We start from the raw sequence: 12,059 nt of genomic DNA on the forward strand, positions 1-12,059 counted from the left end.
CCCCCGTGAAGTCAAAGCCCTGCCTAAGCGCTACACCGTCCGGTTCCTCAGAAAGGACCTTAACTGAACGGCATTACCCCCGAAGGAGCCCTTGTCAGTAACTTTTCTGTTTCGAGGTCAGTTACAACCCAAGGCGGCTGTTAGGCGGCCAATGCGAACTTTTCGTCGTTAGCATTTACTTCGATTTAGTTTTAACGTCTTCTCTGACGGGTTGCCTCACGACCCTATCTCCCCCTGTCGAAACCAAGTCAGGCCCATCAGAAGCGCACTACCAGTGCAATGTGCTTCTGGTGGACCTGGGCGGAATCGAACCGCCGTCCAGAAGGCCTTCAAGAAGAAGGTTCACAACCATTATCGGGAACCTTGCGGCCCCAACGCTCCAGATTCTACGCCCCCTGCCCGCAGCGTCAAGGCAGTTTGCGTGCGGCTCTATAAGGACCCGACCCGGTAAAACTCCACGCTTTGCCCCGCATTGACCGCCCGCTTGAGCCACGACGGCATCTCGCCCTGCCCGTCCCAGGTCAGCCCTTCCGCGTTGCGGTAGCAGACCACCGGAGGCGGAGGCGGCGGTGGGGGTGGCTCGGGTGGGGCCGGCGGCGCGAAGCACCCCGCCGCGTCGAGCTCTTCGAGGGTGAGCCCGTAGTCGTCCATCTGCGTCTGGATCCAGCGGATTGCGTCCGCCCGCTCAGTCTTTGCTGTCATCGCTGCCGTCACTGCTGTCGTTGCCTTCGTCCTGATTGCCAGGCAGCGCCGCCGCCCCCTGCTCGTTGCCCAGCTCTTCCCCTTGGTCTTCCTACGCAGTGGCCGCCGAACTTCGGCCTGCCGAGTTTGCTAGTCAGAAGGGGGGCGGACCGGCCGCGCCCGCCAACCTGTCGTTCAGTACAAGAGATCGATTAGGAAACGCTCGGGCTTCTTGCCAATCCACGCGGGAGCCCGACCGCGCCCCGACCAGGTCTGGCCCGTCTTGGGATTGCGGTACCTTGGAGGCGGCGCGGCCTTCTTCTTGGTCGGAACAGCACGGGGAGCGGGCTCAACACTGGGCTTGCCCGCAATGTCCTCAATGCTGAGGTCGTACTCCTGCATCAACTGCTGAATTTCCTCCACGACCTTTGGCACTTCCGTGGCTCGCAACTGCTCAAGTTGCGCATTGACAGATGCCAGTTGAGCGAGCAGTGAGGATTGGGACGGGCTTTGAGTTGCGGTAGGCGCTTTTTGCTCCTGTCGCGGCTTCCGGGTTGGGGTCTCTTGAGTCGTGACTTCCGGGGCGGCAACTTCAGCTAGGATTTTCGGCTTCCGACCGCGCTTCGGGGTCCGCCTCTCTTCCGGCGCGGCTTCCGGAGCGGCGGTTTCGGTGAGCGCTTTCGGCTTCCGACCGCGCTTCGGGGCCCGCGTCTCTTCCGGCGCAGCTTCCGCAGCGGCAGTTTCGGTGAGCGCTTTCGGCTTCCGACCGCGCTTCGGGGCCTGCATCTCTTCAGGCGCAGCTTCCGGAGCTGGGGCGTAAAGCGGTGCTACCGGGGCAGCCGTTTCGGTCAGTTCGTCCTGGGTGGCAGCTTCCGTCGGTTCGTCCGTGGCCAGGACTTCAACCGGAGCTTCGGCCACGGCTTCAGTGGTCGCTTCCGAGGGCATGGCTTTAATGGGCGCTTCCGGCGCGTCAGAATCAGTCAACGCTTCCGAGGCGGTGGCTTCCACCGATTTTTCCGGTGCCACGTCTTCCGTTGAAGCGTCCGGGGCTGTGTAAGGCCGCCGGCGCCGATATGACACCGTCGCCGTCGGGCCGCTGACCAGGCTTGTGGACCAGAAGTCCATGCGTCGGGCCTGAGTGTCATTGCTGCCACTACCGACGCCTGCACCACTGGCTTCACCACTGACGGGATCCGCGTCGCGCATCGCCTCAGCGATGGGAAGCTCCATCTGACCAAGTCCGTCCGTCGCATTGCTCGCGACAACGGGTTCAACCACTTGCTTCGGGGCCAATTCGCTCTCCTTCATTGAAGACACTGCAGGTGCAGACGCTTCCTTATTCCATGGACGGTGAGACCTTGTCTCTTGCGTGTCGTTCGAACTTACCCATCGGCGTTTATGTGATGCAAGGTTGGGGGATTGCCCGTCGTCGTCCATCTGCGCCTGGATCCAGCGGATCGCGTTCGCCCGCTCAGCCTTTGCTGTCAGCGCTGCCGTCACTGCTGTCGTTGCCTTCGTCCTGATTGTTGGGTAGCGCCGCCCCCGGCTCGTCGCCCTGTTCTTCGCCCAGCTCTTCCTGCTGAGCTTCCCCCTGACCGTCGCCCTGCTCTTCCGGCGCGGTCGCCACCGAACTGCCGCCCTTGCGCCGCCTTCCACCACCGCCGCCGCCACCGCCGTCGCGTTCGCGCGGCGCGACGCGCAGGGTGGCCAGCAACTGGCGCGCGAGCGCCGCTTCCGCTTCGCCGCGCTCGGCCCGGCGCAATGCCGCGGCGAGTTCCGCCTGCACTGCCTCCAGGTCGCCCGCCGCCTTGCGTTGCGCCTGTTCGGCTACCGCGAGCCGATCGGCCAGCGCCGCAGCCTGCGCTTCGAGCTTGGCGCGGCCCTCCGCCTGCGCCACGGCCGCATCGCGCGCTTCGCTGCGTGACGCCGCCAGTTCGGCGCGCAGGTCTTCGGCCGTGCGCTCGCTCTTCTGGCGCGCGGTGCGCTCCTGGTCCAGTTCGCGCAGGCTGCGCCGCTCGCTGGCTTCCGCCCGTTCCTGCGCGAGCGTCACGGCCTCGCGCGCCCGCTCCAGCTCCGTCGAGAATTGGGTACGCAGTTCCGCCAGTTGCCGGCGCGCGGCGTCCAGTTCCGCCCGCCCCGCCTCCAGCCGGGCCTGGGTCGCCGCGTGCCCCTGCCGCTCCGCCGCCAGCGTCGCCTGACCCTCCTCGATGGTTTGGCGCGCGGTGTCCAGTTGCGCGACGAGCGCCGCGGCGTCCTCGCGCGCGGCAGCCGTCTCCGCGCGCGCCGCATCGCGCTCGGCTTCCGCTTCGCTCGCGGCGTGACGCGCCTCCGCGCGCAACGTGGCCAGCTCGGCGGACGCGGCCTCGTTGGCCGCCTGCCAGATCGTCTGGACCGCCCCGGCCGCAATGTCCTTCAACGCCTCCGGCAGGTCGGGATGGTCGATGGTGACGCGCGTACGCCCGCGCAGTTCCTGCCAGAACGCCTGCAGCACCTCGGCCGGCGTGCCCATGCTGCCCTTGCGCACCAGGCTGTAGAGCTTGTTGGCGGTGGGCGTGACGCCGTAGCGGAAGAACAGCAGGCCGCAGACCTCGCGGTAGAGCGCGCGGGTCTCGGGGAAGCGCCCGCGCAGCTCGGCCAAATCAGCCTGTAGCGCAGTGTCGGTCAGATCCAGGTCGGCAGCGGCCATCGGGAGAAAAACGGAAAAGTGATGACAAATATTACATCGTAATACGTAATAAAGCTAATTTCTCCGACAATAGTTTAGACATAACTGCGCTTATGTCTATAATAACAGCTCGAACCGCCTCCCACGCTGACCCGACCTTGGAATCGCCCGCCCATCCGCCCTGCCCGCCTGTGTCCGGCCTCCTCACCGCATTGCCCACGCCACTGGAGCAGCTGCGGCTGCCGTTGGCGCTGTCCGGCGCGGCCGGCAGCAACCGCGCACCGGCCACGGCCACCCGCATTGCCGCGACCGACGACCTCGCCGCCGTCACCGCCTGGCTCGCGCGCTATACCGACAGCGCGGCGACGCTCTCCGCCTACCGCCGCGAGGTCGAGCGACTGATCCTGTGGGCCGTGCTGCAACTGGGCAAGCCACTGTCTTCACTGACGCACGAAGACCTGCTCGTTTATGAACGCTTCCTGGCCGCCCCCCAGCCGGCCGCGCGCTGGGTCCTGACCGGCAGCAAGAAGCTCGCGCGCAGCCACCCCGACTGGCGCCCGTTTGCCGGGCCACTGTCGCCCGCCAGCGTGCGACACGCCCTGGTCATCCTGAATGCGCTCTTTGCCTGGCTGACCGTGAACTGTAGTAATCGCAGTACGTTTACGTAGTAATTTCGCTCCGCACCATGGGCTGTGCAGGTTTCGTCTCTCACGACTCAAGTTTTCTCACTGCAGCAGCTCAGGCAGCAACGCGACAACTTGCCTTTCGGCCCTCATCGCAACAACGAGTTGGCGGCTATGTCGTTCGACCCGCCCTACCCTTTCCGCCAGCTTCGTTAGGATCTCTCGCGAACGCTCATGCTGTTCGACAATGTCAAAGCCGCTGAGCCAACGCACCACTCCAGTCAGCGGATGCAGGGGCTTGCACCAGAGAGCGCTGGGATGCCGACAGCCGTTCCAGTGCATCGCGGCGAGCAGCCACGCCGTCGCGTTGACCTGAGTGGCTGCCACCTTGATGGCGGGATTGTTCGGATCGAAACATCGAACGGCGAGACGAAGCAGCCGCTGTTGGCGACGCGGCACGTTTGCCCACGCCCGGCGCAGCAATAATCTTGTCAAATGCTCGCTGTCGTGCAGCAACGCACTCGATTCGCCGCCGGCCATCGCCTCGTATGTCCAGTCGCACGATGCGCGGGTCCGATAGCGCCCGCTGTTGGTCATAGACGCTCGGCTGCCCAGGATCTGGCGCCATTGACGGATGAGCTTATCGCGCTTACTCGTTGGCGGTGGAACAGCCTTGCGTTTGTGCGGTATCGGCTCGTACGCGGGGTTGGGCTCAGACAGCTCCAACACGAGGATCGGCAAGACCATGATCTATACCTCCAGCCTTACTCTCTGTCACGGGGCGACGTACCCGGACTCTCGCACTGCTTTGGGCCTCCGCTTTCCGACGGGCGGCCCAGCGCCGCGAAATCGTAGGTCTGCTTGGCGGATTAACACTTGCTCCTGCGCATCGCTTCCGGATCTCGACACAGAGCTCGAGAAGCGGATAGGCAAGATGACGCTGCCGCGGCAGCCAATCGGTAAGCACCTCACTCACGATCTCCTCGACCGTCTCCGCTAGACGCAAACTACCCACTTTGGGACCCCGGTTGTGAGGTATCAACGCGCTCGCCACAGGATCTGCGAGGAAGCGCCGGCGCAAGCGATACACCGTAGACCAATGGATTCCAAGCAGCTCGCCAACCTTCGTAGCCTGCTGACGCGAGAGGGGCCCCATCCCCAGCGGACGTAGGACCTTCACGATCGCCCGTTCGCGCTCCGTTGCAATCCCCACCGCCGAGTTCAGAACCGTGGTCTTACACAGCCGAGACGATTGTCTGAGCGGACGCTTGACTCTCGCACTGCTCGCCGCCTCCGCTTTCAGATGGGCAGCCCAGCGTCGCGAAATGGTAGCTCTACTTGGCGGATTAACATTTGCTCCTGCGCATCGCTTCTGGATTTCGGCGCAGAGCTCGAGAAGCGGATGCGCGAGACGACCCTGTCGCGGCAACCAATCGGTAAGCACCTCACTCACAATATTCTCGACCGTAGCTGTTAGACGCAGATCTCCCACCTTGGGACCCCGGTCATGAGGTATCAGCGCGCTCGCTACAGGATCCGCGAGGAAGCGCCGGCGCAAGCGATAGACCGTAGACCAATGGAGACCAAGCCGTTCGCCAGCCTTCTTAGCTTGCTTCTGCGAGAGGGGCCCAATTCCCAGCGGACGTAAGACCCTCACAATCGCTCGTTCGCGCTCCGTTGCAATCTTCACCGCTATGTTCGAGTCCGTCGTCGTACGCACCCGAGGCGATCGATTGAGCGGAGCAACCGGCGTGGCGGAATCAGTAGACGGGCGCGGTATCCACACCTTCGCTGGGCTGGGCTCAGCCAGGTCCGGCACAAGGATCGGCAAGACCATGGTCTATACCTCCGGCTGGACGGTCTGTTGCGCGGCGACGTACCCCGACTCCCGCACTGCTCGCTCCCAATGCGCCGAATCTAGTACTAGTCCTGCACTGTCCCACTGAGGACCGTTCAGTAGCACCGACTCAACGGCACGGGTGAAGTAGTCCATATGCAACTCTACCGGTCCAGCCAGTTGCGCGACCGTGTGGGCGTTCACGAAGCCATTCCACAGCGCCGCGGCCGATTGCTCCAGTCTTAAGCCGGCGGCGTACGCGTCGGGATAGAAAAAGGCCGTGAAGGTGCTCCCGGTGTCCTCTGGATAGCGAGTCATATCGTAACTAGCCAGGCAGGTTGCTGCTTCAACGGCGCCTGTAATGCCTCTGAAGTGCATTTGCTCGATCATGAAGCGAGCGACGATTTGCTCGTCACCGGACAGCTGATATTGCGCCTTCTGCTCCATCAGCTGCGGCTGCCCTACCAGAAAGGTGATCAGGCGCACGCCGTGGTGGGCAAGCTGATCATGGACATCGCGCAGCCATTCCAGTGCATGCTTGGACAGTCGCTGTGCTTCGTCGCAAAAGAGCACCACAATGTGACCCGAGCGCTTTTGTAGTTGCTCGTTAATCCGACGCATCAAGGCGAAGCGCTTGTCGGCAATGCACCTGGGCTGTGGGTCCCTGATACCAGCGGCGCTCAACAATGCACTGAAGAACGCCCCCTCGTAGTCGCTGCGATGATATTCGCAAGACATCCTCATCACGAGAATGTCACCCCGATTCCTGCCAAGATGCAATGCCAAGTAATCAATGGCGTGAGTCTTGCCCATACGAGGACGGGCGTAGATTAGCGCGCCCGGGATCAATACGCGCACGCAGTGTTCGACGAGGTCGACGAAACCTTCGATCGCTGCCGTCGCCACCCGATAGTGACGGCGAGCGAGCGGGTGATTGTGTACCGTCAGGTCTGCCGGATTCACCGTCGTTGCGTGAGGCGTGCGGCTGGCTGAGCGGACTCGGGTCGCCCTGACGCGTGCACGCGGTGCGCCTTTCGGAGCCGTGGTGGTCTTCTCGTTCATGCCTGCTCCTTGCCGGCGAGATCAGTTCCTCCTCGCCCTTCATGGCCGGCAACAGTCGGGCCCGGCCAGCGCCCGTTTTCGCGCGTGCCCCAACGATCAGCGGGTGTACCCCCTGGTAATGCGCAACGCCTTGCCTTTAACGGGTCCCGTGGCCAGCGGCGAAGATGGCTGTGCCGTTGTCACCGTTTCATTTTCGGCAGCTGAGGGAGGAGGCTTTGCTGTCCGGCGCTCGCGCTGCACCTGCGCGATATCGCTGGCCGCCCTCCTGCGCTTTGCGGCCTGCTTGCGTCTGAGGGCAAGGAAGACCTCGATGGGATTGTCGCCTGGGCCGAAGTCGAGCTCGCGCGCCCGCTTGGCCTTGAAGATCTGCTGGCGCACCCGCAGCGAATGCGGTTCGTCGCGCCACTTGCCGCTAGCGAACAGACTGCCCAACATGTGACCGTCTTCAGTACTGGCCCACAGCTGTCGCAAGTCTGACGGATCATAGTGGATGCGCAGCCGCTGGCCGATCAATCCACTGCTTCGGGCAAGCTTCTCGCTCGTGTAGCGCACGTGATAGAAGGTTATGTATGGTCGTTCACCGCGGCCGAGGTTTCCATGGACGCGGCACGTTACCGGGTCATGCAGCTGTTCGGGATGTTCCCGTAGCGGCTTGGGGATCAGACGCAATCGGATCGCGTCGCGACCGATGCCAAGCACGTGCCGGTGCATCATCTCCAATGGGGTGAGACCACCCAGGCCAGCGTGAGGCGAGCCGTGGTAGTTCCACACCGTCACATGCAGCAGCTCCTCCAGTTCCTGAGAGGTGACGAGCAGCCGCAGAGTGTCGTCCGGGTCGCGCAGACGTTTCAGCATGGCCTTTGCCGCATCCTTTCCTCGTATCGCCCCCGGGAGCCGCCGCGAAAGTGTTGCGGCGACCGTGCCAAAGTAGCGCTCGATGAATGGTCGGTCATCGGGCTGATACGCCGGACCGAAATCGGCTGCGCAACCCAACGCCTCGCAGACGACATCGAGGCTGGTGGCCGCCAAGTGCGCTCGCGCATTGTCTAGCCGGATCTGTCGCCAGCAGGCGTAGCTGGTTTGCTCCAAGGCCTGCGAGACGAACCCACCGGTAGGCAGCAGGCGTAGGCCCGGCAACGTGAGTTCGGGGACCTTCGCCGGTGTCACGGCGCGCTTGAAGGTTTCGATGGCGTCAAAGCGATTACATTCCCGACCCAACGACATGGTGTAGCCCAGGAGACAGCGCGTGGCAACATCGATGATGGCCAGCAACCAGACGCGCTCGATCTCATAGCTTTGTTCGCCGCCCAGTGGATCGTTATCGATTACCTTCAGGCGAACGTCCATCTTATGGGCGTCAAATTCGACCGTATCGAACGCGTCTGCGCTACCCCGCTCAGGCAGCTGCCGCAGCGCCGATGCGGGCTTGATCCTTTGGCCGGCAGCGCGCGCAGCTAAGTCGAAATCATCCTGAAGCCACTCCCTGAGTGTGCGGGCCAGTGAACGAACAGCTTTGTCATGCTGGTTCAGCGGATAGTCGCCAGCGCCGAGACCCAATTCACGGCAGGACTGGTGGAAGCGTTGTATCACTGCCTTGAGGCCAACCAGACGGCCCTTCTCACCGGGCTGCAAATGGACCTTTCTCGTTTCGATCTCTTTCCGCAACTGCGTGGCCAGATTACGGTGACGCCGCAGCAACTGTCCGAAGGCCCCTGCGTTTCCCGCTTTTCCGTGCGCAATCGCATGAGGCGCCTTGCTTCGTTCATAGGTCTGTACGTGGACATGCGGCACCAATGCGCGATAGCCCCACAGGCGACCGTCCGGGTGTGCGCTCAGTGCTCGACGGACCAAACGGTGTAGCGTGGAACGGTGGATGCCCCAGGTCTTGTAGATATGCAGAAGGGAGCTACCGCTGGTATAGGCCTCAATCGCGTCGCGACGCTGTCCAAACGTCGTCCGCGCTTCGTCGTTGAGAGCTCGGTCGTCCAATTGGGGCCAATCCGACAAACGAATTGCGTTCGGATCGATTCGGCGAAACGGCTCGACCATTTGCACCCCCCTATGCCCTTTGAAACGAAGTCGCTCCGCTCAGTGCCGCTACCACCAAGTCAGGACTGACTACGCGGCCGGATGCCAACAAGGCAAAAAGTGAAGCCTCCACGCTCGCCGGGTCGTGTTCGGGGAAGCGCTCAAGGATCGCATCCAACTCCCTCGGCTTATTCAGGTAGACCACGATGGCCTGCTCGAGCACAGGGGCGCGAAATTGCCGGTAGCTGACGAGGTACGGGACAATGCGCGACCAGTTGGCGATCGGCACAGACAAGGTTTGCAGTTCAGATTGATGAATGACGCGGACAGGGAGACCATGCAAGGTATTGGTCTCAAACAAGAGTTCATCAGGTTCTGGCTCGCTACCATCCTCGGCACGACGGCGCTCTATCAGCCAGAACTCCCCGGCCGTCGCGTCTCGGGATCGAACCCAAAAATCAATCACTGCGCTACCGTCATCGCCGACCCGGGCCGGACGCTCTGTGAACGTTTCGATTGCAGGATTGGCTTCGATCATCAACCAGGTCCGATAAGCGTCATAGCTGCCGAGGCTCAACCGACGCCCAAGCTTTGGGCTAAACACCTCAATGCGCCGCCGCCATCCATTGCGGGCGAAGGCTAGTGGACGGCTGTACTGGCGTGAGGGATCCGGGTCGACATCGGACACAGTAGTAAAGATGCTACGAAGCAAGCGACGAGCGAGAGTTTCAACATTACTCCGCGAAGTCAGAGAGGACCAAGATTGCTACTCGCAAAATCGTCGCAATGTTGGTACGCACGCCCACACAAGAAACGCGAACTCATTGATTTAATTAGTCTTGTGACCGGCTTCGGAGGTACTACTCCTACTACACTTCACGAAATCGCTTATGGATCAATCAGTTAGATCGATGATCATTGGCGGATTTAGTGGTCACCGTTTGCCGAATTAATGGTCGGCAACAGCTGGGCTTCGGCATCGTCTTCTTCATGTCGCTGGACTGGCAGCCATTCCTGGTCACGCTGGCGATCGTCTTGGTGCTGGGCGCGCTGATCATCATCCCGATCGGCAGCGCCGACACGCCGGTGGTGTAGTCGATGGTGAACTCGTGCTCGGGCGGGGCGGCAGCGGGCGTCAACTTCTCGCTGAAATACCCGATGCTGTTCATCGCCGGTTCGCTGGTCGGCTCCTCCGGTGTGATCCGGCTGGCAATGCAGTATCAGCGTGTCCCTCTGTCGCGCATGAAGGGGGACTGAACGCAAGTTGATGCCGACTCAAGCACCGCCGACTATGGCTATGTTTCTTGAGGAGTCATTTAGTATCAGCGCAGGTCTACCGCCCTGGGAACATTTATTCTGGTTGAATGCCCGCGGCCTTGATCGTCTTGGCCCATTTCAAGGTCTCGCTGCGAACGAATGCCGTCAGTTCTTCTGGTGTCGAAGAGAGAGCCTGCCCGCCGGTTCTGGCGAAATGATCGACCGCGGCGCGATTGCCCACGGCTTTCTGGATCAGGTGACTCATCTGCTCGACAATCGGCTTGGGCGTGCCTGCGGGGAAGAACGCTGCGACCCACGCGGTTAACTCGTAATCCGGCAACCCGCTCTCTGCCATGGTCGGCACATCCTTGAACAGCGGATGGCGCTGCGCGGTGGTCACGGCGATCGCACGCAGTTTGCCGGCCTGGATGAGCGGGCGGGCCGGGGAGATGTCAGTGATCATGAAGTCGATCTGGTGCCCCATCAGGTCGGTCAGCGCCTGCGGCACGCCCTTGTAGGGCACGTGTAGCGCCGGTGCTCCGCTCATGATCTTGTAAAGCTCGCTGGAGATTCGGGTAGAGGAACTGCCGCTCGCGAACGTCAGTTTCCCTTCCTTCTTCTTGGCCAAGGCCGTTAGCTCTGCCACCGTGCGCACAGGGCTGTCCAACGGCACTACCAATACCAGACCGCTCTTTGCGATCAGCGAGACCGGAGCGAAGTCCTTGGTGGGGTCGTAGGGCAGCTTCTTGAACAGCGAGGCATTGGCCGCGTGCGTGGTGTTGGTGGTTACCAACATCGTGTAGCCGTCGACCGGCGCGGTGGCGGCAGCCTTGGCCGCGATGAATCCGTTGGCACCAGGTCGGTTATCGATCACGACAGACTGGCCCGTCTGGGCGGTGATGCTTTGGGCAATGAAGCGCGCGCTATCATCGGTACCGCTGCCGGCCGGGAACGGTACGATTACGCGGATGGGCTTCTCCGGATAGTCATTGATGCCGGCCGCTGAGGCCAACTCCGGTGCTGCCGCCGATACGGCCAAGGCGGGAAGCAGTCCGAGAAAGCGCCGCCGGTTAATCTGCTGTGTCATCGTGTCTCCTCTTGTGTTCCTTGCATTTGTCTTTCGGTGAATTCCTGCGCGTGTCAGGTCGCGGCATCGTGTGCGCGGATGACAACGAGTGCGCATGGCGTGCGAACTGCCTCGAGGCTCAGTTCCTTGTTCTCGGGCACAAAGATCCATTCGCCAGCGATTGCTTGGAACGGCTGACCGTCGATCTGCCCGTCTATGGCGCCGCAGCGCACGAAAAGCACTTGTTCCACATCCGGCAGGGCATGTGGCGCAACGCAACCGTCGGCGGCGAGTTCCACCATGTAGATGTCGAGAAACCTGGAGTCAACCGTCTGGCGCGAAATTACCGGTCTGACCTGCGCGCGCTGGTAGTGGGGCAAGTCGATCGGCGACGCATCCACTGGCACGTCGCGTGCCTCGATTGCGCCGGCGCGGAAGCGCGGGTCGTCCATCCCGTCTGCGACCACGGCCGCATTCGGGTTCTCGCTGTAAGGCGGTGCATAAACCACCATGACCTGAACAGGCTCGTCGCTCACGACTTCAAAACGGTGGAATACACCCGCCGCGTTGAAGCTCCAGTCGCCGGCGCGCAGGCTGCGACGCTTGCCTGGCAATTCGCTGACGCCTTCGCCAGCGAGCAGATATCCCGCCTGCTCGAGATTCGGGTGGGCGTGAGGCAAGGCGCCATGGCCCCGCGAGATGGTGCCGAGCAGGACCTCGACCCGCCGCGCGCCAACCGTTTCCTTGCCGATGATGCGCTGATTGGCAGTGCCGGTATGGTTCGCGGGCGAATATGCCGCTACATCGGCGGCACGCAACACAAAGGGTGATGTCATCGTC

General features: G+C 62.4%; 9 protein-coding genes, 1 other RNA gene and 2 pseudogenes. 2 read left to right on the forward strand and 10 right to left on the reverse strand.

Features of this window, described 5'->3' with window-relative positions; all coding sequences use genetic code 11:
* Positions 1–64: 64 nt before the first annotated feature.
* From ssrA to ACAD63_RS32900, 4 genes are all read right to left on the reverse strand, one after another.
* Positions 65–425, reverse strand: a transfer-messenger RNA (tmRNA) gene (gene ssrA / locus ACAD63_RS32885).
* A gap of 4 nt (positions 426–429) precedes the next feature.
* On the reverse strand, positions 430–702 hold the full coding sequence (locus ACAD63_RS32890) for an H-NS histone family protein (protein WP_434034914.1): 273 nt from the start codon (positions 700–702) through the stop codon (positions 430–432).
* 174 nt (positions 703–876) lie between these two features.
* The gene (locus ACAD63_RS32895; protein WP_434034915.1) at positions 877–1,989 is read right to left on the reverse strand and encodes an H-NS family nucleoid-associated regulatory protein; all 1,113 of its coding nucleotides are present in this window, start codon (positions 1,987–1,989) and stop codon (positions 877–879) included.
* 163 nt (positions 1,990–2,152) lie between these two features.
* Positions 2,153–3,367: a DNA-binding protein gene (locus ACAD63_RS32900; RefSeq protein WP_434034916.1), complete on the reverse strand. Its 1,215-nt coding sequence runs from the start codon at positions 3,365–3,367 to the stop codon at positions 2,153–2,155.
* A gap of 170 nt (positions 3,368–3,537) precedes the next feature.
* Between ACAD63_RS32900 and ACAD63_RS32905 the strand changes: the two are divergent.
* A pseudogene (locus ACAD63_RS32905) lies at positions 3,538–3,981 on the forward strand (tyrosine-type recombinase/integrase); the annotation flags it as partial.
* Between the two features lie 90 nt (positions 3,982–4,071).
* Here ACAD63_RS32905 and ACAD63_RS32910 read toward each other — a convergent pair.
* From ACAD63_RS32910 to ACAD63_RS32925, 4 genes are all read right to left on the reverse strand, one after another.
* Positions 4,072–4,716: a hypothetical protein gene (locus tag ACAD63_RS32910; protein ID WP_434034917.1), complete on the reverse strand. Its 645-nt coding sequence runs from the start codon at positions 4,714–4,716 to the stop codon at positions 4,072–4,074.
* A 1,093-nt stretch (positions 4,717–5,809) separates the two neighbouring features.
* On the reverse strand, positions 5,810–6,868 hold the full coding sequence (locus ACAD63_RS32915; RefSeq protein ID WP_434034918.1) for an AAA family ATPase: 1,059 nt from the start codon (positions 6,866–6,868) through the stop codon (positions 5,810–5,812).
* Between the two features lie 96 nt (positions 6,869–6,964).
* Positions 6,965–8,917, reverse strand: coding sequence for a Mu transposase C-terminal domain-containing protein (locus ACAD63_RS32920; RefSeq protein ID WP_434034919.1), 1,953 nt, complete (start codon positions 8,915–8,917; stop codon positions 6,965–6,967).
* 10 nt (positions 8,918–8,927) lie between these two features.
* A complete protein-coding gene (locus ACAD63_RS32925) occupies positions 8,928–9,434 on the reverse strand; it encodes a hypothetical protein (protein ID WP_434034920.1) in 507 nt (168 codons plus the stop codon).
* Between the two features lie 428 nt (positions 9,435–9,862).
* Between ACAD63_RS32925 and ACAD63_RS32930 the strand changes: the two are divergent.
* Positions 9,863–10,099 (forward strand): annotated as a pseudogene (locus tag ACAD63_RS32930) (NAD(P)(+) transhydrogenase (Re/Si-specific) subunit beta); the annotation flags it as partial.
* Between the two features lie 148 nt (positions 10,100–10,247).
* On the opposite strand, the gene ACAD63_RS32935 reads toward ACAD63_RS32930, so the two are convergent.
* Together ACAD63_RS32935 and ACAD63_RS32940 are read right to left on the reverse strand one after the other, a co-directional pair.
* On the reverse strand, positions 10,248–11,240 hold the full coding sequence (locus tag ACAD63_RS32935; protein WP_434034921.1) for a Bug family tripartite tricarboxylate transporter substrate binding protein: 993 nt from the start codon (positions 11,238–11,240) through the stop codon (positions 10,248–10,250).
* Between the two features lie 53 nt (positions 11,241–11,293).
* Complete coding sequence (locus ACAD63_RS32940; RefSeq protein WP_434034922.1) at positions 11,294–12,055, reverse strand: cupin domain-containing protein; 762 nt, start codon at positions 12,053–12,055, stop codon at positions 11,294–11,296.
* Positions 12,056–12,059 lie beyond the last annotated feature (4 nt).

It is taken from the genome of Cupriavidus sp. a3, from assembly GCF_051015765.1.
GTDB lineage: Bacteria > Pseudomonadota > Gammaproteobacteria > Burkholderiales > Burkholderiaceae > Cupriavidus > Cupriavidus oxalaticus_A.